At 60.0% G+C, this 19,115-nt stretch carries 25 protein-coding genes; 11 read left to right on the top strand and 14 right to left on the bottom strand.

Features of this window, described 5'->3' with window-relative positions:
- Nucleotides 1-140 precede the first annotated feature (140 nt).
- The 5 genes from lptB to ACXAGD_RS18215 are packed head-to-tail and all read right to left on the bottom strand — an operon-like array spanning nt 141 to nt 3,582.
- A complete protein-coding gene (gene lptB, locus ACXAGD_RS18235; protein WP_475212380.1) occupies nt 141-899 on the bottom strand; it encodes an LPS export ABC transporter ATP-binding protein in 759 nt (252 codons plus the stop codon).
- A complete protein-coding gene (locus tag ACXAGD_RS18230) occupies nt 899-1,390 on the bottom strand; it encodes an LptA/OstA family protein (protein ID WP_475212378.1) in 492 nt (163 codons plus the stop codon). The genes lptB and ACXAGD_RS18230 overlap by 1 nt, the downstream gene beginning before the upstream one ends.
- 3 nt (nt 1,391-1,393) lie before the next feature.
- Nucleotides 1,394-1,993: an LPS export ABC transporter periplasmic protein LptC gene (gene lptC, locus ACXAGD_RS18225; RefSeq protein ID WP_475212376.1), complete on the bottom strand. Its 600-nt coding sequence runs from the start codon at nt 1,991-1,993 to the stop codon at nt 1,394-1,396.
- 15 nt (nt 1,994-2,008) lie between these two features.
- Entirely contained in the window at nt 2,009-2,971 is a 963-nt protein-coding gene (locus tag ACXAGD_RS18220) for a KpsF/GutQ family sugar-phosphate isomerase (protein WP_475212374.1), read from the bottom strand.
- Nucleotides 2,968-3,582 carry a ribonuclease D gene (locus ACXAGD_RS18215; protein ID WP_475212372.1) on the bottom strand — a complete coding sequence of 205 codons (615 nt, stop codon included), beginning with the start codon at nt 3,580-3,582 and terminating at the stop codon, nt 2,968-2,970. Before ACXAGD_RS18215 ends, ACXAGD_RS18220 begins: the two co-directional genes overlap by 4 nt.
- A gap of 133 nt (nt 3,583-3,715) precedes the next feature.
- On the opposite strand from ACXAGD_RS18215, the gene ACXAGD_RS18210 reads away from it, so the two are divergent.
- From ACXAGD_RS18210 to ACXAGD_RS18175, 8 genes are all read left to right on the top strand, one after another.
- On the top strand, nt 3,716-3,979 hold the full coding sequence (locus tag ACXAGD_RS18210) for a metal-sensing transcriptional repressor (RefSeq protein WP_475212370.1): 264 nt from the start codon (nt 3,716-3,718) through the stop codon (nt 3,977-3,979).
- A gap of 3 nt (nt 3,980-3,982) precedes the next feature.
- A complete protein-coding gene (locus ACXAGD_RS18205) occupies nt 3,983-5,215 on the top strand; it encodes an MFS transporter (RefSeq protein ID WP_475212368.1) in 1,233 nt (410 codons plus the stop codon).
- A gap of 35 nt (nt 5,216-5,250) precedes the next feature.
- On the top strand, nt 5,251-5,679 hold the full coding sequence (locus ACXAGD_RS18200; protein WP_170334652.1) for an Lrp/AsnC family transcriptional regulator: 429 nt from the start codon (nt 5,251-5,253) through the stop codon (nt 5,677-5,679).
- A 73-nt stretch (nt 5,680-5,752) separates the two neighbouring features.
- A complete protein-coding gene (locus ACXAGD_RS18195; RefSeq protein ID WP_475212365.1) occupies nt 5,753-6,445 on the top strand; it encodes a lytic transglycosylase domain-containing protein in 693 nt (230 codons plus the stop codon).
- 69 nt (nt 6,446-6,514) lie between these two features.
- Nucleotides 6,515-8,542, top strand: coding sequence for a flagellar biosynthesis protein FlhA (flhA, locus tag ACXAGD_RS18190; RefSeq protein ID WP_475212652.1), 2,028 nt, complete (start codon nt 6,515-6,517; stop codon nt 8,540-8,542).
- Nucleotides 8,539-9,312, top strand: a complete 774-nt coding sequence (locus ACXAGD_RS18185) for a flagellar biosynthetic protein FliR (protein WP_475212363.1) — start codon at nt 8,539-8,541, stop codon at nt 9,310-9,312. The genes flhA and ACXAGD_RS18185 overlap by 4 nt, the downstream gene beginning before the upstream one ends.
- Complete coding sequence (flhB, locus tag ACXAGD_RS18180) at nt 9,309-10,397, top strand: flagellar type III secretion system protein FlhB (protein WP_475212361.1); 1,089 nt, start codon at nt 9,309-9,311, stop codon at nt 10,395-10,397. The genes ACXAGD_RS18185 and flhB overlap by 4 nt, the downstream gene beginning before the upstream one ends.
- Complete coding sequence (locus ACXAGD_RS18175; RefSeq protein WP_475212358.1) at nt 10,394-10,777, top strand: hypothetical protein; 384 nt, start codon at nt 10,394-10,396, stop codon at nt 10,775-10,777. Before flhB ends, ACXAGD_RS18175 begins: the two co-directional genes overlap by 4 nt.
- 24 nt (nt 10,778-10,801) lie before the next feature.
- Here the strand turns inward: ACXAGD_RS18175 and ACXAGD_RS18170 are convergent, their stop codons facing one another.
- From ACXAGD_RS18170 to ACXAGD_RS18130, 9 genes are read right to left on the bottom strand one after another with little or no spacing between them, the layout of a single operon-like run.
- Nucleotides 10,802-11,308 (bottom strand): flagellar basal body-associated protein FliL, encoded by a 507-nt coding sequence (locus tag ACXAGD_RS18170; protein WP_475212356.1) that lies wholly within the window; start codon nt 11,306-11,308, stop codon nt 10,802-10,804.
- 9 nt (nt 11,309-11,317) lie between these two features.
- Entirely contained in the window at nt 11,318-12,049 is a 732-nt protein-coding gene (flgH, locus tag ACXAGD_RS18165) for a flagellar basal body L-ring protein FlgH (RefSeq protein WP_475212354.1), read from the bottom strand.
- Nucleotides 12,049-12,465 (bottom strand): flagellar basal body P-ring formation chaperone FlgA, encoded by a 417-nt coding sequence (gene flgA, locus ACXAGD_RS18160; protein ID WP_475212352.1) that lies wholly within the window; start codon nt 12,463-12,465, stop codon nt 12,049-12,051. Before flgA ends, flgH begins: the two co-directional genes overlap by 1 nt.
- Nucleotides 12,465-13,250, bottom strand: a complete 786-nt coding sequence (flgG, locus tag ACXAGD_RS18155) for a flagellar basal-body rod protein FlgG (protein WP_475212350.1) — start codon at nt 13,248-13,250, stop codon at nt 12,465-12,467. The genes flgA and flgG overlap by 1 nt, the downstream gene beginning before the upstream one ends.
- A 22-nt stretch (nt 13,251-13,272) precedes the next feature.
- Nucleotides 13,273-13,983 carry a flagellar hook-basal body complex protein gene (locus ACXAGD_RS18150; RefSeq protein ID WP_475212348.1) on the bottom strand — a complete coding sequence of 237 codons (711 nt, stop codon included), beginning with the start codon at nt 13,981-13,983 and terminating at the stop codon, nt 13,273-13,275.
- The gene (locus ACXAGD_RS18145; RefSeq protein WP_058282142.1) at nt 13,983-14,255 is read right to left on the bottom strand and encodes a flagellar biosynthetic protein FliQ; all 273 of its coding nucleotides are present in this window, start codon (nt 14,253-14,255) and stop codon (nt 13,983-13,985) included. The genes ACXAGD_RS18150 and ACXAGD_RS18145 overlap by 1 nt, the downstream gene beginning before the upstream one ends.
- Before the next feature lie 4 nt (nt 14,256-14,259).
- Nucleotides 14,260-14,550, bottom strand: coding sequence for a flagellar hook-basal body complex protein FliE (fliE, locus tag ACXAGD_RS18140; protein ID WP_475212346.1), 291 nt, complete (start codon nt 14,548-14,550; stop codon nt 14,260-14,262).
- A gap of 12 nt (nt 14,551-14,562) precedes the next feature.
- Nucleotides 14,563-14,949: a flagellar basal body rod protein FlgC gene (flgC, locus tag ACXAGD_RS18135; protein WP_475212344.1), complete on the bottom strand. Its 387-nt coding sequence runs from the start codon at nt 14,947-14,949 to the stop codon at nt 14,563-14,565.
- 12 nt (nt 14,950-14,961) lie between these two features.
- Complete coding sequence (locus ACXAGD_RS18130; protein ID WP_475212650.1) at nt 14,962-15,348, bottom strand: FlgB family protein; 387 nt, start codon at nt 15,346-15,348, stop codon at nt 14,962-14,964.
- A 105-nt stretch (nt 15,349-15,453) separates the two neighbouring features.
- Here ACXAGD_RS18130 and ACXAGD_RS18125 point away from each other — a divergent pair, with 105 nt between their 5' ends.
- The 3 genes from ACXAGD_RS18125 to ACXAGD_RS18115 all read left to right on the top strand — a co-directional run bounded on the left by ACXAGD_RS18125 (nt 15,454) and on the right by ACXAGD_RS18115 (nt 19,090).
- Complete coding sequence (locus ACXAGD_RS18125; protein ID WP_475212648.1) at nt 15,454-16,773, top strand: FliI/YscN family ATPase; 1,320 nt, start codon at nt 15,454-15,456, stop codon at nt 16,771-16,773.
- Between the two features lie 86 nt (nt 16,774-16,859).
- Nucleotides 16,860-17,696, top strand: a complete 837-nt coding sequence (locus ACXAGD_RS18120) for a flagellar motor protein MotB (protein WP_475212342.1) — start codon at nt 16,860-16,862, stop codon at nt 17,694-17,696.
- Nucleotides 17,697-17,794: 98 nt separating this feature from the next.
- Entirely contained in the window at nt 17,795-19,090 is a 1,296-nt protein-coding gene (locus ACXAGD_RS18115) for a flagellar hook protein FlgE (protein ID WP_475212340.1), read from the top strand.
- The last annotated feature ends 25 nt before the right edge of the window (nt 19,091-19,115 follow it).

The raw sequence follows: 19,115 nt of genomic DNA, 5'->3' as shown, positions 1-19,115 counted from the left end.
GATGAAGGGGCATCCTGATCCAGACGGGAACCGAAGAAATGCCATGACCCAATTGAGGCAAGAGACGGCGGAAGAGTCAATCAAAACAGACGTGTATATACGTGATTTCCGGCATGCACTCGGCGCATTTCTGCGCAAGCTTATGAAATCCGGAAATTTTCACCCAGATAGACGCGCCGGACGTTCTCATTTTCGACCACTTCGTCCGGGGTGCCGGACATCAGAACCTGCCCGTCATGCAGGATATAGGCGCGGTCCACAATTTCCAGCGTTTCCCGCACGTTATGGTCTGTGATCAGAACGCCGATACCGCGCTTTTTCAGATCCGCAACAAGATGGCGGATGTCGCCCACGCTGATCGGATCAACACCCGCAAAGGGTTCATCCAAAAGCAGATATTTCGGATCAGCTGCCAAGCAGCGCGCAATCTCGACGCGGCGGCGTTCACCCCCCGACAAAGCCAGGGCAGGCGCCCGTCGCAGGTGTTCGATCGAGAAATCCGACAACAGCTCTTCTAGCCGTTCCTTGCGGCGATGGGCGTGACGCACCGTAATGTCCAGAACCGCGGCGATGTTGTCCTCGACGCTCATGCCGCGAAAGATCGACATCTCCTGCGGCAGATAACCGATCCCCATACGTGCGCGGCGATACATCGGCAGGGTCGTTACCACCTGCCCGTCAATCGTGACGGTCCCCGCCTCGGGGAAAACAAGCCCGGCGACCGAGTAGAATGTGGTCGTCTTGCCCGACCCGTTCGGACCCAGCAGCGCCACAACCTCGGACCGATCCAGCGTCATCGACACATCCCGGATCACGGTCTTTTTGCGGTAGGATTTGCGCAGTTTTTCGATTCTAAGACCGGATTTGCCCTCGGCCACGGTCAGTTCAGGGCGCACCATCAGTTGTCGCCCTGCTGCAGGATGGTTTTGACGTTACCGGTCATTGTCGCCGTACCAGCGGTCAGGTCGGCGTTCATCTGGTCGCCACTGATTGTACTGGGACCCTGATTCAGAAGCACATTGCCTTTCATCACGATCACACCGGAATCGATGGTGTATTCGGCCCAGTCACCCTCAGCCGCGTCGGGAGGACTGACCAAAACCACATTCTCGGTCGCCTCCATCCGTTCGATACCCGATCGGTCCTCGTTGTAGATAACCAGCACGCGCTCGGCGGTCAGGCGCATTTCACCCTGAATGACGATCACGTTGCCCAGAAACTCTGCCGATCCGTCCTCTTGATTGACGTTCAGCTTTTCTGAGGTCACCTCAACCGGCAGGCTGGGATCGGCCTGCGTAGCGCCAAACGCGACCTGAGTTTCCTGCGCCGCAGCAGAAAAGGCGCCAAGGATCAAGAAAAGGCAAAGTGGGACAAATCGGAAATCGAACACAGGTTATCTTTCTGCTTTTTCAGGCTCGTATATCAGTTTCACGCCATCTGTAAAAAGAATATGCACGGGTCCGTCGGTTTTTTCCGTACCAAAAGTCATGCTGCCCGCAGTGAAATTGCCGATAATCCCGGTTCCGTTGACTTGACCGGGCGCATCGCCCCTAATTTCGTCCAACGCGGTATTCAGCAGATCCGTGGTGATTTCAGTACCGTCAGTCGATGTTATGACGACATTACCCACAAAAGTTGCTGTGTTTTTGTCGGGCCGGATCATGCCAGAATTGGAATCCAGCGTGATGACACCCCCATCAGACAGGTTCATGCGGCCACGGAATTCAGCTGCGGTCGGGATTGAACCTTCCCGACCCTGTGTCGCCCGGATCGCCTCGATCTGAACCTCTTCGCCTTTGCGGGTGGTGCCACGATAGTTCGGCTGCGTGACCACCTGATCGGCAAGCCGTTCGTCGATGTCCTGCTGGGTGAATGGAACGCTGACATTGGTCTCGATGCTGCGCGACAGAAGGAAAACGGTGGACAGCATCAGGATAGCCACCAACGGCAGCACCACCTTGAAGAACTGAACCATGCGGGAATGTCCGTCCACCGCGTAACCCTCCGCTTAACCCAGACCGACGCGCAAACAGTCGTGGATATGCAGCAACCCCTGCGCCGGGCCCTGTGTTTCCGGATCAACCACGAACAGTGAGGTGATCTTGCGGTCATTCATGATCGCCACCGCCTCTTCCGCCATAGCGTTGGGCGCGATTGTCAGCGGGTTGCGGGTCATGACCTCTTCGGTGGTCTTGTTCAGCAGCCCGTCCATGTTCCGGCGAAGGTCCCCATCGGTCACGATACCGACCAGGCGACCCGCCTCATCGGTCACGCCGACAACGCCAAAGCTCTTCTGGCTCATGACCAGCAGCGCCTCGCTCATTGGGGTGCCCTCGGGCACCACTGGCAGATCTGCGTGCATCAGGTCGCGCACGGTGGACAGCTGCGCCCCCAGCTTGCCGCCGGGATGAAAGGCACGAAAATCCTCAGGCTTGAAATCGCGGTACTTCATTAGCGCGATGGCCAGCGCATCTCCCATCGCCAGCGTCAGCGTAGTCGAGATCGACGGAACCATGCCGAACCCGCAAGCCTCACCCATCGACGGGATCAGCAGATGCACATCGGCCTGTTTCATCAGCGTGCTTTCCGGCTTGCTGGACAGTCCGATCAGCGGGATACCGAAACGGCGGGTGAACGCCAGCAGGTTCACCAATTCCGGCGCCTCGCCCGAATTCGAAATCGCCAGAACCACATCGCCTTTCGAGACCATACCCAGATCGCCATGGCTGGCCTCGGCCGGGTGCACGAAGTAGGCGGGCGTGCCAGTGCTGGCCAGCGTCGCGGCAATCTTGTGGCCGATATGGCCCGACTTGCCGATACCGCTGATGATGATCCGACCCGGGGCCTGCAGGATCAGTTGCACAGCCTCGGCGAAGTGTTCGTCCAGGCTGTCGGCCAGAACGTCCAGCGCGCGGGCCTCATCGGTGACGACCTGCCGGGCGGTTCTCAGGAATGCTTCGGTATCGGTCATGAGTGCGCAAAAATATCCGTTTCAGGCCAGCCTGCGAGGTCGAGTTTCGCACGCATCGGCAGGAAGTCAAAACACGCCTGCGCCATTTCGGTGCGCCCTTCGCGGGCCAGACGGCCATCCAGCGCCTCGCGCAGTTGATGCAGGTACAGAACGTCCGAGGCGGCATAGTCCAGCTGCGCGTCGGTCAGGGTTTCGGCACCCCAGTCGCTCATCTGCTGCTGCTTCGAGATATCGACACTGATCAGCTCCTGGCAGAGGTTTTTCAGGCCATGGCGGTCGGTATATGTACGCACCAAACGGCTGGCGATTTTGGTGCAATAGACCGGCGCAGCCAGTGCTCCAAAGGTGTGGTACATTGCGGCAATGTCAAACCGGCCGAAATGGAACAGCTTCAGTACATCGGGGTTTTCCAGCATCGCACACAGGTTCGGCGCTTCGCTCTGGCCGATTTCGACCTGAACGATATGGCTGTTGCCATCGCCGCCCGACATCTGAATTACGCACAGTCGGTCGCGATGCGGGTTCAGGCCCATGGTTTCGCAATCAATGGCCACAACAGGGCCCAGATCCAACCCGTCCGGCAGGTCGTTTTTATATAGATGGTTCGCCACGCGGGTCTTCCTTTGTCCGGTATCGACCCCGAGATAGGAGGTTTGGCCTGCAAACTCAACGCCATCGGTGAGTTTGCGCCGCCATCCCGCAGTCAACTTGACAGCATCCCCATGGGGGGGATAGGGATAGTCCATGACTCAGTACCCACATCAATCTCACAAACAGATCAAGGCACGCCTCAAAAGAGCGCACGGGCATTTGGCAAAAGTGATTGCAATGCTCGACGATGAAACCCCCTGCACGGATGTCGCCCAACAGTTGTTTGCTGTGGAAAAGGCAATCACCAACGCGAAACGGGTTTTGATCCACGATCACATCGATCATTGCCTGTCGCCCGGGTCGGACACTCAGGAGGCGGACATTGACGACTTCAAAGCCATTACGAAGTACCTGTAACCGATGCTAAGCGTGCTGCAGAATCGCGTTTACCGCCATTTGCTAGGGGCGCAGCTGGTGGCCCTCATGGGCACTGGGCTGGCAACAGTTGCGCTGGGTCTTCTGGCCTATGATTTGGCCGGAGATGCAGCCGGGATGGTTCTGGGTACAGCGCTGACGATCAAAATGGTCGCCTACGTAACCATCGCCCCCATCGCCGCAGCCTTTGCGGAGCGACTGGATCGCCGCCGGATGCTGGTGGCGCTGGATCTGGTCCGCGCTCTGGTTGCCATCTGCCTGCCCTTTGTATCGGAAATCTGGCAAGTCTATGTGCTGATCTTCCTGCTGCAATCAGCCTCGGCCGGTTTCACCCCGGCCTTTCAGGCCACCATCCCGGATGTGCTGCCTGAAGAACAGGACTATACCAAAGCCCTGTCTCTGTCGCGGCTTGCTTATGATCTGGAAAGCCTGCTGAGCCCGACACTGGCCGCTGCACTGCTGTTGGTCGTCAGCTTTGACAATTTGTTCTGGGGCACCGGGCTGGGTTTCATAGCATCGGCTCTGCTTGTTGTATCGGTTGCATTGCCCTCCCCGAAACCCACGGAGCGCCGTGGAATGTATGATCGGACCACGCGGGGCATCCGTCTGTATCTGCAAACTCCTCGTCTGCGCGGCCTTCTGGCACTCAGCTGGACTGCAGCGGCGCTCAGCTCAATGGTGATCGTCAACACCGTGGTCCTTGTGCGGGCTGATTTGGGCCTGTCCGATAGCGCGGTGGCCATCGCGCTTGCGGGGTTTGGCGGTGGCTCGATGCTGGCGGCGTTCGCCCTTCCCCGTTTACTGGAGGTCTTCAAAGACCGTAGCATCATGCTGGCCGGTGCGGCTTTTGGAACGTTTACGATGGCGATTGCTGCCGGTCTTTTTACCTTCTCAGATGTCTCACTGCCCGCCCTGACAGTGCTGTGGGCCTGCGCCGGGTTCGGATATTCTGCGACCCTGACACCTTCGGGCCGCTTATTGACCCGCACGGCCCGCCCCGAGGACAGACCCGCCGTGTTTGCAGCACAGTTCACCTTGTCCCATGCTTGTTGGATGGTGCTCTATCCATTTGCGGGATGGATGATGACGGTGTTCAGCACAGCTACGACACTTGCGTTCATTGCTCTAGTCGCGTCCCCCGGCGTTTTGGCGGCGGCAGCGATCTGGCCGCGCAATAGCCGGAAAGCCGTTTCAAAAGAACGCTCTGACATGTCTTGAGCCTCCCGGCCTCTGTGCATTACACCTTGGGGACCATGGACCAACTAGACCGCCGCATCATCGCCGCCCTACAGCACAACGCCCGCGAGACGACCTCGAAGATCGCCGCAAAACTGGGCGTGGCCCGAACCACCGTGCATGAACGCATTCGCCGGATGGAAGAAAATGGGGTTATCGCGGGTTACTCGGTCATCTTGAACAGCTCCGAGGACGCCCCCCGCGTTCAGGTAGTCGTGCTGCTGGAAGTGCAGCAAAAGGAAACCACGCGCATCATCAAACGGCTTGAGGCCTACCCTGAGGTGAAGCTTTGCCTGTCGATCAATGGTGAATTCGACCTACTACTGTCGGCCGAGGCCCCAAGGATCGAGGATCTGGACATTCTGGTCGATGATCTGGCCAAGATCCCCGGCGTGCTGCGCACCAATACCAGCGTTGTGTTCGGTCGCCGGATCGACCGGAACTAGGCAGCTGATAACCCTCTGTAAACCCAAGAGGGACTAGCTTGGCCGGGACTGATCAGAATCCCGGACCGGCAGAATGCCCCATCATTTGTTCCTTGGCCTGAGTTTCCTTGCGCTGTGTATGGCGCAACAGGGCTTTGCCATGTCTGATTCCCGTGTGGCTGGGGTCTGCGATGCCGCCGCGCAACGGGCCGCTCGGTCCGAGGGCGTCCCTCTGGACGTTCTGCGCGCCATTGCGCGGGTGGAAACCGGACGCCTACGGGATGGGAGGCTTGAACCCTGGCCCTGGACCATCAATGCAGAAGGACAGGGGTTTTGGTTCACCTCGGAATTTGAGGCGAAATCCTACGTCTTCAACATCTTCAAGGCAGGCAAGCGCAGCTTTGATATCGGATGTTTCCAAATCAACTATCGCTGGCATGGCAAGGCGTTCCGCTCGATCGACGCCATGTTCGACCCGGATGAAAACGCCACCTACGCCGCCCGGTTTCTGAACGACCTCTATGCCGAGCTTGGGTCGTGGCCCGCCGCCGTCGGGGCCTATCATTCCCGCACGCCGTCGCTGGCCAACGCCTATTCCGGCCGGTTTCAAACCGTGCTGGCGCAACTGGACCAGACCATTCCCGGCGTCCGGGAAGACGCGGCGCGCGATCCGTTCACCACGGCCGCAACCCCTCTGATCCCGGTCAACCTGCCGCAATCCGGCAGCGTTTTGGGGTCACTTGTTCCGCCCTCGGGCACCGCAACCGCCTTTATCTCGTTCAACTAGGAGGCCTGCGTGCCCAAGATCGACGCCCGTTCCCTGTTCTCTCCGACCGTGCTGCTGGCGCTGGCGTTGATGACGGTCATCGTGATGATGATCCTGCCGATGCCCGCCTGGGTGCTGGATGTGGGGCTGGCGGCGTCCTTCGCGCTGGCGATCCTGATCTTCACGCTGACGCTGTTCATCGAACGACCGCTGGATTTTTCGTCCTTCCCGACAATCCTGCTGGCCTCGCTGATGTTGCGCCTGTCGCTGAACGTGTCCTCGACCAAGCTGATCATCGGCGAGGGGCATACCGGCCCCAATGCCGCCGGTGACGTGATCGAGGGCTTTGCCGATTTCGTCATGGGCGGCAGCATCTTCCTTGGGTTGGTGGTCTTCGGCGTGCTGCTGATCGTGAACTTCATGGTCATCACCAAAGGCGCCGCACGTATGGCCGAGGTAGGTGCGCGCTTCGCGCTGGATGGAATGCCGGGCAAACAGTTGGCAATTGACAGCGACATGTCCGCCGGGGCCATAGACCATCAACAGGCCAAGGAACGGCGCGAGAGAGAACAGCAGGAGACGACCTTCTTCGGCTCACTCGATGGTGCGTCGAAATTCGTCAAAGGTGATGCGGTTGCCGGTCTGCTGATCACCCTGTTGAACCTCGTGATGGGTCTGATCATGGGCGTGATCGTACACGGGATGCCGATTTCTGCGGCGTTCGAGACCTATGCCATCCTGACCGTCGGCGATGGGCTGGTGTCGCAAATCCCGGCGGTGATCATCTCCATCGCCTCTGCCCTCCTGCTGGCGCGCGGCGGCACACAAGGCGCCACCGACAACGCGATTTTCTCACAACTGGGTAAGCACCCGCCAGCGCTGGGAACGGTCGCGATCCTGATGGTGCTGTTTGCGCTGGTCCCCGGCCTGCCGTTTTTGCCCTTCATTCTGGGCGCTGGTGTGCTGGGCTATGCCGCCTTCAACGTGCATCGCAAACAAAGGGCCGAGGAAGAGGCCGCAATGGACCCGGCACCGCAGGATGAAACGCCAGTCTCGCAGGCTATCGGCGACATTCTGGATCTGGACGACGTGCATCTGGAGTTTGCCCCCGATCTGGTCAGCATGGTGCTGAACCCCGGCACCGGTCTGGACGCGCGGATTGCCAATATGCGCACCTATGTCGCGTCAAGTTTTGGCCTGATCCTGCCTGATATCCGCCTAACCGACCGCGCTGATCTGCCCATGGGCACCTATGTGGTCAAAGTGCAGGGGGTCGAACAAGCGCGCGGAGTGCTGAACCCTGATCTGGTGTTAGCACTGGTACAGGACGACCGCGATATGCTGCCCGAGGGCAGTGACGTGACCGAGCCCGTCTATGGCGCCCCAGCCCGCTGGATTCTGCCCAAGGATCAGGAGGCCGCCGCGATGAGCGGGGCAACCATTGTTTCTCCACCCGAGATCCTGGCCACGCATCTGCTGGAGATCATCAAACAGAACTTCTCGCGCCTGCTGACGCTGAAATCCCTGCGCCGCCTACTGTCCGAGATGACCCGCCTCAGCGATCCGGTCCGCGCCGAGGCCAACCGTAAGCTGCTGGATGAGCTGATCCCCGACAAAGTTCCGATCGACACACTGCACGCGGTGCTGCGGCTGTTGCTGGACGAGCGTGTCTCGATCCGCAACATGGCCCTGATCCTGGAAAGCGTGGCCGAGGCGCGCCTGACCACCACCCAGCCCGAGGGCATCTGTGAGCTGGTTCGGCAACGGCTGGGCTTCCAGCTGGTGGCCGAGATGAAACGCGAGGATGGTTCGATTCCCCTGATTCAGCTGGCCCCGGAATGGGAAGATACCTTCGCCACCTACCAAATCGACGCGCCAAATGCCGGGCTGGACGTGGCGCTGCCGCCAAACCTGTTCAACAAGCTGGCCGATGGGGTGGTCGACAGCGTCACACAATCCGCCGATCACGGGGTGTTCCCGGCCCTTGTCACCTCGACCCGGCGGCGCAGGCTGCTGCGCACCATCATGCATGCGCGCGGAGTCGCCAATCCAGTACTGTCCTTTGAAGAAATCGGGCTTGAGGCACGCCCCGCACTGGTCGGAACGGTGCCCGCGTGATCTCGCTGCCGCCAGAGCTTCTGCCCCAGTTGGGCGAGGGTCTGTGGCATATGTTTGCCGTCTTCCTGCGCGTCTCTGCCATGGTCTCGTTGCTGCCCGCCTTCGGGGAACGCAGCATCCCGACCCGCGTCAAGCTCGGGATCGCGGTGGCGTTCACCTTGATTGTGGCGCCTGCGGTGCAGGCTGCAGGGACCGCACCTGACCTGTTTCCATTGGCACGGATGATTGTGGTCGAGACCCTGATCGGAGGGGTTTTGGGCCTGGGCCTGCGCCTTTTCGTTCTGGCCCTGCAAACGGCAGGATCGATTGCGGCGCAGGCGACCTCATTGTCTCAGATTCTGGGTGGTGCGGCGGCAGACCCGGTCCCTGCGATGGGATACCTGCTAACTCTGGCGGGATTGGCCTTGGCGGTGCTGCTGGGCCTGCACATTCGCGTCGCGCAGTTCCTGATCTACAGCTACTCGCTGTTTCCGATGGGTATTGCTCCCATGGCGCCCGATCTGTCGCAATGGGGCGTGCAGCAGATCGCGCGCAGCTTTGGCATGGCTTTCGCGCTGGCCATGCCGTTTGTCATCGCCTCGCTGATCTATAACCTCGCACTGGGGGTCATCAACCGCGCGATGCCGCAGCTGATGGTGGCCTTTGTCGGCGCCCCCGCCATCACCTTTGCAGGGCTGTTCCTGCTGTTTGCTGGCACCCCTCTGATCCTGTCGGTGTGGTCCGACGCCCTGTTCGCCTTCATGGTGAACCCGCTTGAGGGCACACGATGAGCGGATCAGATGACGACAGTGACAAGTCTTATGAGCCGACGCCGCAGAAACTGCAGAAAGCGCGGGAAAAGGGTGACGTTGCCAAATCCAACGACCTGTCAGTTGTGGCTGCCTATACCGGGTTTCTCATCGCATTGTTCGCCGCCGGTCAGTTTGGCGTCCAGCATTTGGGGACCCTGTTTGTCGTCCTGATCGACCAGGCGGATACCTTTGCCCCATTGGTGACCGACGGCCCGGCCGCCAGTCCTGTTGGAGGGATGCTGAAAACCGCCTTGTTGTCCGTCTCAGTCCTGTTTGCCCTACCCGCCTGTGCGGTTCTGCTCAGCCTGATCGCCCAGCGCGCACTGATCTTTGCGCCCAGCAAGCTGAAACCGAAGCTGTCGCGCATCTCGCTCTTTTCCAACGCGAAAAACAAATTTGGACGCGGGGGTCTGTTCGAATTTGCCAAGAGCTTTGTGAAACTGGTGATCTACAGCACCTGCCTGGCGCTGTTCCTGCGCTCGAACCTGAGCGAAATCCTGTCTGCTAGCGCAGCCCCAGCGCGATCCTCGGTGATGCTGATGATGACCTTGCTGTTTCGCTTCCTGTTCATTGTCATCGCTGTGGCCCTGGTGATCGGAGCGGTGGACTATCTGTGGCAATACGCCGAGCACATGCGCAAGAACCGGATGTCGCGCAAGGAAATCCAAGACGAAACCAAAGATGCCGAGGGCGATCCGCACGTGAAACAGCAACGCCGACAGCGCGCGCAGGACATCGCGACAAACCAGATGATGTCTGATGTGCCCTCGGCTGATGTGGTAATCGTCAACCCGACCCACTATGCGGTGGCGCTGAAATGGTCTCGAACGACGGGTTCGGCTCCGGTCTGCGTGGCCAAAGGCGTGGACGAAGTCGCCGCGGCGATTCGCGCGCGCGCTGCCGAATCCGGTGTCCCTATTCATTCCGATCCGCCCACCGCGCGCGCGCTTCATGCGGCGGTCGAGATCGGCCAGGAAATCGCCGAGGAACATTATCGCCCCGTGGCTGCTGCCATCCGGTTTGCCGAGGCGATGCGCAAACGGGTAAAGGGGCAGATCAGATGACACAAGACGGGTACTCAGACCTCGAAAAAGTCATCGAAGCGGCGTTTCAAAAGGAATACAACGCCCTACGCCCATTGATCGAAGCCGAAGCCCGAGTCCAGCAACAACTGGTGCGGCTGGATGCTCAGGTTCAGCAAACCCGGAAGGACAGCGCCTCGGCCGAGGGGTATCGAGTTACCGGTACAGACGTTCTGTGGAATGGTTGGGAATCGTCCACGCGCCGCCAGTTGAACATGGAACTCGCCCGGTTGCGGGCACAGAAGCTGACGGCGATGGAGGCGTTACGCACTGCGTTTGGCCGCCAGCAGGCTGTTGCGAACCTGTCGGCGGCACAGAAAGCAGCGCGCAAACGCGCACTGAACAAGAAGCTGTCAGGTTAATCTGCTTCGGCTGGGCCGCCTGGCTCAGACATCCTGCCGGCTGACACTCATGATCAGAACCTGCGAGACGTCATCCCCCAGATCTCTGCGCGCCGTCTCAAGCAGGGCTTTACGCAGCACTTTCAGGTTATCGGACTCGGTGAAGGCGCCGTCGAAACCGCCTGTATTGGCGTGGTCAAACATGACCTGCAGGAACCCGTCGCGCAGCTTTGGCTCGACCGCGTAAAAGGCCTCGGTCATGCCGGGGGTGATCTCAAGGCTCAGAGACATGGTGACCAGCGCCTCGATACGCTCAGTGGCAACGACAGGCACCACAAACTGCTTGGTCAGCTTGAGGTATTCATAATCACTTGCCTTGTCCTTTTTACCCGCCTTGCCGTCCTTTGATTGAGCCGATTTCTCCTTGGGCTTATCCAGTTTTTCCTGTTTGGCGGCCTCTTTCGGTTCCGAAGGGGGCAGCATGACGCCAGCGCCAATACCGGCGCCAAGACCAACCAGTAAAAAAATGACAGGCAACAATTTCTTCATCACATCTGCTCCTTAGTACGGCAAAACGGCATCCAGAACCTGCTGACCGTATCGCGGCTGCTGCACGTCAGTAATCTGCCCGCGCCCACCATAGGACACGCGGGCCGAGGCAATCTTGTCATAGGTGATTTCATTCTGGCGCGAGATGTCCTGCGGCCGCACATAGCCTGCGACCAACAGCTCACGCAGTTCGAAGTTCACGCGCAGCTCCTGCGAGCCCGAGATCGACAACACACCGTTCGGCAGCACATCGACCACGGTTGCAGCCACACGCAAGGTGAGCTTTTCCTTGCGCTTCACCGACCCTTCGCCCGTGCTTTCCGACGACGAGTCGATCTCGACCGCGTCCGCAAGCGATGCACCTTCCGGCAGATGTTTGGCTGCACGTTGCGGCAGACCGAACAGACCCACGATCCCCAGACTTTCCGAGGCTGAGCGTGACCGTTCTGTGTCATTCGAAAACTCGGCCTTTTCATCCAGCTCGATCACGACCGTCAAGATGTCACCTTTCTTGATCGCCCGCTGATCACCTAACAGAGATTGCTGACCGCCGCTCCATAGCGAGGACCGATCGACAGTGCGCTGTGGTTGCGTGTGCAGCGGAAGGCCTGGCCACAACATGGCAACATGTTCGGGCGAGTCCTCATTCGGGGTGAAACTGGGTGGCTTGCCCAGATGATCCACCCGACCGCAGGCCGACACGGCGAGCGCCGCAAACAACAGAGATTTCGACAGTCCTGACATCATTTCACCTCGATTTGGCCGTCGGGCCGGATAAGTCCGGTCACGGTCGTGCGGGAGGATAAGTTCATCACCCGGATACGTTCCCCGGCGGCTCCGCGCCCCAGCGCGCGGCCTTCTGCCGTGATCGACAGCGGTTTGCGATCAAAGATCAACACAACCAGATCGTTGCGATCTACCAGCGCAGGCGCACCAACGTCCCCCACATGAATCGGGCGGCCGGGATAGAGCGCGACACGAGCCTCCTGCCCAATCAGAAATTCGGGATCCACCACCGCTCCGGGCACTTGCTGCGCTTTGATTTCAAGATCGGTGGCCGAGATGATTTCCTTGGCACGGATGGTGCGGGTCGGCACGACGATGTCAGCTTGCGCCAACACCGGCATCAGCAACCCCAAAATCAGGATCAGAACCCGCATCACCGCACCTGTGTGGTTGCGCCCATCATCTGATCGACGGCGGAAATGACCCGGGCGTTCATCTCATATCCGCGCTGCGCCTCGATCAGTTCGGTCACCTCGCGGATCGCGTCGACAGAGCTGTCCTCAAGATAGCCCTGCCGCAAGGTACCCAGCCCGTCCTCGCCCGGGGTACCGACCACTGGTGCGCCCGAAGCTTCGGTTTCCTTGAACAGATTGCTGCCGATCGCCTCTAACCCTTTGGCATTCGAGAAACTGGCCAGCGTGATTTCCCCCAGCAGCTGTCCCTCGGGCGCGTCGTCGAAATAGGCATAGACTTCGCCCGAGGCGTTGATGGAAATCGAGTGCGCATCGTCGGGAATGGTGATCTCGGGCGCTACCGCATACCCGTCCGACGTGACGATCAGCCCCTCGGCCGAGCGTTTCAGGCTGCCGTCGCGGGTAAAGCCGGACTGGCCGTTGGTCAGCGTCACCTCAAGATAACCACGGCCTTCGATGGCGACGTCTAGATCGTTGCCTGTGGCCGACAATCCGCCCTGCGCCAGCTGCACCGTGACAGCTGCTGGACGCACGCCCAGACCCAGCTGAATACCGGTCGGCAGAACCGTGCCGTCATTGGCGTTCACTGTCCCGGCTCGCGCCATCTGTTGATAGTGCAGATCCGCGAACTCGGCCCGGCGCGCGTTGTAGCCAGTGGTGTTCGTGTTCGCCAGGTTGTTTGAGATCGTCTCGACCCGCATCTGCTGCGCGGTCATGCCCGTTGCTGCGATTTTCAAAGCCCGCATGTTGAAATCTCCTTTTCACAAATCAGCGCATCAACGCCTTTAGCGCTTCGCGCGCGCGCTCGTCTTCGGTTTCCAGAAAGCTCTGCCCAAGCTCATAGGCGCGCTGAATTTCCACCAACCTGGTCACCTGATGAATGGCGTTGACGTTGGACCCTTCGAGGAATCGATGCACAACCACCGGGTTTTCCGCCGGTTCAATCTCACCTTCGGCGCGGAATTGCGTGCTGCCCTCGCGCACCAACGTGCTGGGGTCGGCCACGCGGTAAACGCCGATCTGCCCCAGCAGTTGCCCTTCGATACTGAGCGTGCCGTCACTGCCCACATCGATCGAGGCGGCATCCGGCGGGATGAAAACAGGTGCGCCGTTGACGTCCAGCACCCGGTGGCCGTCCATCGTGACCAAATCGCCTTTGGCGCTTGGGGAAAAGGCGCCCGCCCGCGTCAGACGATTGCCCGATGCGGTTTCGACCATAAAAAACCCGACGCCTTCGATGGCAAAATCAAACTGGCCTCCGGTCTCAGTCAGAAGGCCTTGCTGCAGCGAGGTATTGCGCGTCTCGGCCCGTGCCATCGACAGGGATGGATTGCCCGGCATGTCGCGCACATACTCCGAGAACACCAAACCCTGCGCGCGGTATCCGGTGGTGTTGGCATTGGCGATATTATTCGCCACCAGCCGCATTTCATTCATCAGTCCGGACTGGCGGGACAAGGTGACGTAAGCTGTGTCCATCAGCGGCCTCCTGCAATCAGTGGGATGAGCGTTGTGGTGAAAAACGTCACCAGCGTCTGGGTCATGAAACCCATCGAAATCCAGAACACGATGACGATGGCGATCAGCTTCGGCACGAAGGTCAGCGTCATCTCTTGCACCGAGGTCAGCGCCTGGAACAGGCCGACGATCAGGCCCGACACCAGCGCCACCGCCAGGATCGGCACCGAAGTGATCACCGCGACCCACAGCGCCTGACGCACGATGTCATAAAAGAGACCTTCGCTTAGCATCAGATTAGACCGGCATCCGCAGGATTTCCTGATAGGCTTCAACCACTTTGTCGCGCACGACCACGGCCGTCTCCACGGCCAATTCGGTCTGTGCAAGTGCCTGCACCAGCGCGTGCGGATCGGCCTGCCCGGTCATTGCGGACTGCGAGACTTGCTCGCTTTGTTTCAGTGTCGCGGCAAAGTCCTGAAACGTGTTGCGCAGACCTTGCGCCAGTCCGGCGTGGTTCGGATCGGCCTGCGTGGCCGGGCGCGCAACGGCGTAGTTCTGTGCTGCGGTCAGGGATCGGATATCCATTCTGGTGTCCTTTTATCTTCTGAGGAGTTCCATCAAGCTCGACGACATCTGGCGTGTCTGGTCGAACATCTTGAGATTGGCTTCGTAGCTGCGCTGCGCTTCACGGGCGTCAGCGATCTCAATCATCAGATCGACATTCGAGCCGCGATAATGACCGGTTTCATCCGCCAACTGATGGCCAGGGTCATAGATACGTGTCCCGTCGCGGCGGTCCAGTTTGACACGCCCGGCCTGCACCACGTCGCGCCCGTCTTTCTGCACCGTCTCAAACGGCACGGTTTTGCGGCGATAGCCCGGCGTGTCGGCGTTTGAGATATTTTCAGACACATGCCGCAACCGCGCCGATTGCGCGCGCAAGGCACTGGTCGAAGCCGCGAGAGAATGGGAAAAGTCACTCATGTCTGGCGCTCCTTACGACCGGCCAATGCTGCTGCGCAGGATGTTCATCGAGGATTTGTAGATGGTCAGCGCGCGATCATGCTGCCGCTTGACCTCGACCGCTCTGAACATCTCTTCCTCAACAGACACGCCGTTGCCATTGGGGTCGCCCGAGGGCGTAACTTCGTATTCGGCCCAGGGCTGAGGGCCAGAGGCCCCATTCAGGTGACCAGACCGTGTGGAGGTCATGGCCATCTCGCGGCCCGAGTTTTCGAATGCTTTCTGAAAGGCCTCGATATCGCGCGGCTGGTAACCCGGCGTATCCGCATTGGCCATGTTGCGCGCCACGACGGCCTGCCGTTGCCCGGCATGGGTTGCCATTGCGTGCGCTGTCTTAAAGACGTTCAGGTCATAGAACATCGGGGCTTCTCCCTCGATCAATTTCAATCAAGGCTTAACCCCGATTCCTTTAGAAACCGTTTTCAGAAACCCGTTGGAGAACCCACGATGTCCGATCTCGACCCGATGCTTCTGAAATGCGAAATCGACCGCCTGTCCGCCGTGCGCCATATGGGCCGCGTGTCCGGCGTGGCGCGGGGAGTCGTTGAAATACAGGGGCTTGAGGGGCAGGCCCGGATCGGTGACCACCTGACGTTGCGGCGGCGCAGCGGGCCTGATCTGCCGGGTGAAGTGCTGCATGTCGAATCGGATGTGATTCACATGATGCCAACGGCTGCGCCCGATGGGGTCTGTCTGGGCGACCGGGTGATTCTGGATCAGACGCCGGCTTTTGCGCCGGGGATGCATTGGCTGGGGCGCGTGGTCGATCCGTTCGGCAAACCACTGGACGGGAAACCGCTGCTGTCGGGCACGCAGGAGCAGGACATCATGCGCGCGCCGCCCCCTGCGGTGGCGCGCAAACCGCTGGGCGCACGGATGGAGACCGGGCTGGCGATACTCAACACCATGCTGCCCGTGGTGCAGGGGCAGCGGATTGGCCTGTTCGCGGGGTCGGGCGTGGGCAAATCCACCCTCTTGGCCACGTTGGCAAAGTCAATGCAGGCGGATGCGGTGGTCGTGGCGCTGGTGGGCGAACGCGGGCGCGAGGTGAATGAATTTGTCGAACAGGCGCTGGGGGCCAAGGGGATGAAACGCTCGGTCGTGGTGGCGGCGACCTCGGACCAGTCGGCGCTGGCGCGTCGGCGTTGCGCCTGGTCGGCGATGGCGGTGGCGGAATACCTGCGGGATCAGGGGCTGAACGTGCTTTTTCTGGCCGATTCCGTCACCCGCTTTGCCGAGGCGCATCGCGAGATTGCCGTCGCGATGGGCGAATCCCCCTCGCTGCGCGGCTTTCCTCCATCTGTCACGCCGCTGATTGCCGGGCTCTGTGAACGCGCCGGACCCGGCACCGCAGATCAGGGCGATATCACCGCCGTGTTCAGCGTACTGGTCGCCGGGTCCGATATGGATGAACCCGTCGCTGACATCCTGCGCGGCGTGCTGGACGGTCATATCGTGCTCAGCCGTGAGATTGCTGAGCGCGGGCGATTCCCGGCCATCGATCTCAGCCGCTCGGTCTCGCGCAGCCTGCCGGGTGCCGCGACACCTGAAGAAAACCAGATGATCTCGGAAACACGTAAACTGGTCGGCAGTTATGAGCAGTCAGAGGTGATGATCAAGGCCGGGCTTTATGCCGAGGGCGCGGACCCGCTCCTGGATCAGGCTGTGCGCGTGCACGAGGAACTGGATACGTTCTTTGGCAAAGCCGAGCCGGACGGTATTAAGAACAGCTTCAACCGCTTGCAACTGATCCTGCGGCGGGCCAGCGCCAACCTTCCACACTAGAGAAGTCCGGACAGTTTTAAGTGTTAAGCCCACCTTAAGACCTGCCCGTCTACCCCTGTAGTCGGGTGATAAAAAAGGTGGTGGAGATGGGTGCGCAATCCAATGCGGCGCCAATCATCATCAAGAAGAAACGTGTGTCAGGTGGCGATGGCCACCACGGTGGCGCGTGGAAAGTCGCATATGCCGACTTTGTCACGGCCATGATGGCGTTCTTCATGTTGATGTGGCTGCTGAACGCAACGACTGAGAAACAGCGCAAAGGGCTGGCGGATTACTTCTCGCCGACGATTCCGGTGAATCCGGTTTCCGGTGGCGGTGACGGGGCCTTTGGCGGCAACAACATGTTTTCCGAACAAACCATGGTCATGGATGGCTCGGGGGCGGCGAAACGGCACCCCACGGTCGCCCGGCAGGCGCGCGGATCGATCGGGGTGAACCCCGATGGCGGCAAAGAAGTGTCCGACGATTTCTCGACACTCGAGGCCCAGCTACTGGGGCATACTGGGGAAAGCATGGTTTCGGACAAAGTGCTGAAACACATTGTCACGCGTGTCACCGACGAAGGCCTGGTGGTTGAGCTGTTCGATACCGAGGATCAGCCTCTGTTCGAATCGGGAACGGATGAGCCGACCCCGATGATGCGGGCGCTGGCGCTGCTGGTGGCGCGGTCTTCGGATCTGGTGACCAATAATGTGGCGGTTGAAGGCCACGTTCGCGCCTCGCCCGTGGTTCTAGCGCGCGATCCGTCCTGGGATACATCGACCTCACGCGCGCAGGTGGTACGCCAATTGCTCGAAGATAAGGGGTTTGCAACCAATCGGCTGGATCGCGTCACCGGACACGCAGACCGTGAATTGTCGGATAAAAACCCGATGGCGTCGCGCAACAACAGGATCGAGATCATCTTTCTGCGCGAGACCTGAGGGCCAGAGGATAGAGCGCATTTTACCTGTTAGCGCGCTGTTAAGAGGCAGTGCTTTAGCTGTTGCATCAAAGATTGACGCAACAGAAGGGCGTGCCAATGACGATTTCCTCCTCGCTGAATGCCGGTGTGGCCGCATTGAAGGCCAACGCCAACCGGCTGGCCACCATTTCGGACAACATCGCGAACTCTTCAACCTTTGGCTATAAACGGGTCGAGACGGATTTTCATTCGATGGTCACATCCGGCCAGGGTGGCAGCTATTCGGCAGGCGGGGTCAGAACCACCAGCCAACGGTTGATTGACCAGCGCGGGTCGCTGGTGACCACCAACAACTCGACCGATCTAGCCGTGCGGGGTCGGGGCATGTTGCCAGTGCGCCCAAGTTCGCAAATCGCGGCCGGATCGAATGAGATGCAGCTGACCACCACCGGGTCTTTCCGCACCAATGAAGAAGGGTATCTGGTCACCGAATCCGGTCTCGTCCTGCTGGGCTGGCGCGCAAATCCGGACGGAACGATTCCGGCAGTGCCGCGGGACACACCGGCAGCGCTGGAACCGATCCAGTTAAGCGTCAATCAGCTGTCCGGCGCGCCGACCACGGCAATGAACCTGCGCATGAACTTGCCCGCAACCGCGACTGATGCTGGCGCGCCGGGTGATACGCAGCCCCTATCGGTTGAATACTTTGACAATCTCGGCAAATCCGAAAGCGTCGATATCGAGCTGGTTCCAACCGTTCCTGCCGCCGGCAGCAGTAATGAATGGACCATGATCCTACGCGATTCGGCCTCAGGCGGGGCGGTGATCGGGGAATACACTCTGACCTTCACCGACAGCCGGACCGCTGGCGGCACATTGGCAAGCGTGACGACCGTATCCGGCGGGGCCTACGATCCGACCACCGGCAGCCTTGTGGTGAACGTCGCCGGTGGCCCGATGGAAATCAATATTGGCCAGATCGGTGACGCTGATGGCATTACGCAGCTGTCCGACACTTTCGCACCGGTTTCGATCACGCGCGACGGGTCGGCGGTGGGCACTATGACCAGCGTTCAGGTCGATGAGAACGGCTATGTCTACGCGTTCTATGACACCGGTGTCAGCCGGCGCATGTTCCAAATCCCACTGGCGGATGTGCCCAATCCCAACGGCTTGACCGCGCTGGACAGCCAGACCTACGCGCCGTCCCGCGAAAGCGGCACCTTCTTCCTGTGGAACGCAGGTGAAGGGCCAACCGGTGACCTGGTGTCTTTCGCACGCGAGGAGTCGACCACCGACATTGCGACAGAGCTGACCTCGTTGATTCAGACCCAACGCGCCTATTCCTCCAGCGCTACGGTGATCCAGACCGTCGACGAGATGCTGCAGGAAACCACCAATATCAAACGCTGATTTGGGTCTTGATCCGGAAAGGGGG

This window comes from Ruegeria sp. ABF4_144 (assembly GCF_056160045.1).
This window is presented reverse-complemented; position numbering and strand designations above follow the sequence as displayed.

Excerpts from the sequence above, each read along its gene's own strand:
- ACXAGD_RS18200 (WP_170334652.1), top strand. The coding sequence starts at position 5,251 with ATGGACCAACTAGACCGCCGCATCATCGCCGCCCTACAGCACAACGCC.
- ACXAGD_RS18125 (WP_475212648.1), top strand. The coding sequence starts at position 15,454 with ATGCTTCTGAAATGCGAAATCGACCGCCTGTCCGCCGTGCGCCATATG.
- ACXAGD_RS18115 (WP_475212340.1), top strand. The coding sequence starts at position 17,795 with ATGACGATTTCCTCCTCGCTGAATGCCGGTGTGGCCGCATTGAAGGCC.
- ACXAGD_RS18205 (WP_475212368.1), top strand. The coding sequence starts at position 3,983 with ATGCTAAGCGTGCTGCAGAATCGCGTTTACCGCCATTTGCTAGGGGCG.
- ACXAGD_RS18220 (WP_475212374.1), bottom strand. The coding sequence starts at position 2,971 with ATGACCGATACCGAAGCATTCCTGAGAACCGCCCGGCAGGTCGTCACC.
- ACXAGD_RS18145 (WP_058282142.1), bottom strand. The coding sequence starts at position 14,255 with ATGCTAAGCGAAGGTCTCTTTTATGACATCGTGCGTCAGGCGCTGTGG.
- fliE (WP_475212346.1), bottom strand. The coding sequence starts at position 14,550 with ATGGATATCCGATCCCTGACCGCAGCACAGAACTACGCCGTTGCGCGC.
- ACXAGD_RS18210 (WP_475212370.1), top strand. The coding sequence starts at position 3,716 with ATGACTCAGTACCCACATCAATCTCACAAACAGATCAAGGCACGCCTC.
- flhB (WP_475212361.1), top strand. The coding sequence starts at position 9,309 with ATGAGCGGATCAGATGACGACAGTGACAAGTCTTATGAGCCGACGCCG.
- ACXAGD_RS18175 (WP_475212358.1), top strand. The coding sequence starts at position 10,394 with ATGACACAAGACGGGTACTCAGACCTCGAAAAAGTCATCGAAGCGGCG.
- flgH (WP_475212354.1), bottom strand. The coding sequence starts at position 12,049 with ATGTCAGGACTGTCGAAATCTCTGTTGTTTGCGGCGCTCGCCGTGTCG.
- ACXAGD_RS18120 (WP_475212342.1), top strand. The coding sequence starts at position 16,860 with ATGGGTGCGCAATCCAATGCGGCGCCAATCATCATCAAGAAGAAACGT.
- ACXAGD_RS18195 (WP_475212365.1), top strand. The coding sequence starts at position 5,753 with ATGCCCCATCATTTGTTCCTTGGCCTGAGTTTCCTTGCGCTGTGTATG.
- flgC (WP_475212344.1), bottom strand. The coding sequence starts at position 14,949 with ATGAGTGACTTTTCCCATTCTCTCGCGGCTTCGACCAGTGCCTTGCGC.
- flgA (WP_475212352.1), bottom strand. The coding sequence starts at position 12,465 with ATGCGGGTTCTGATCCTGATTTTGGGGTTGCTGATGCCGGTGTTGGCG.
- flhA (WP_475212652.1), top strand. The coding sequence starts at position 6,515 with ATGACGGTCATCGTGATGATGATCCTGCCGATGCCCGCCTGGGTGCTG.
- ACXAGD_RS18150 (WP_475212348.1), bottom strand. The coding sequence starts at position 13,983 with ATGGACACAGCTTACGTCACCTTGTCCCGCCAGTCCGGACTGATGAAT.
- ACXAGD_RS18130 (WP_475212650.1), bottom strand. The coding sequence starts at position 15,348 with ATGTTCTATGACCTGAACGTCTTTAAGACAGCGCACGCAATGGCAACC.
- lptB (WP_475212380.1), bottom strand. The coding sequence starts at position 899 with ATGGTGCGCCCTGAACTGACCGTGGCCGAGGGCAAATCCGGTCTTAGA.
- flgG (WP_475212350.1), bottom strand. The coding sequence starts at position 13,250 with ATGCGGGCTTTGAAAATCGCAGCAACGGGCATGACCGCGCAGCAGATG.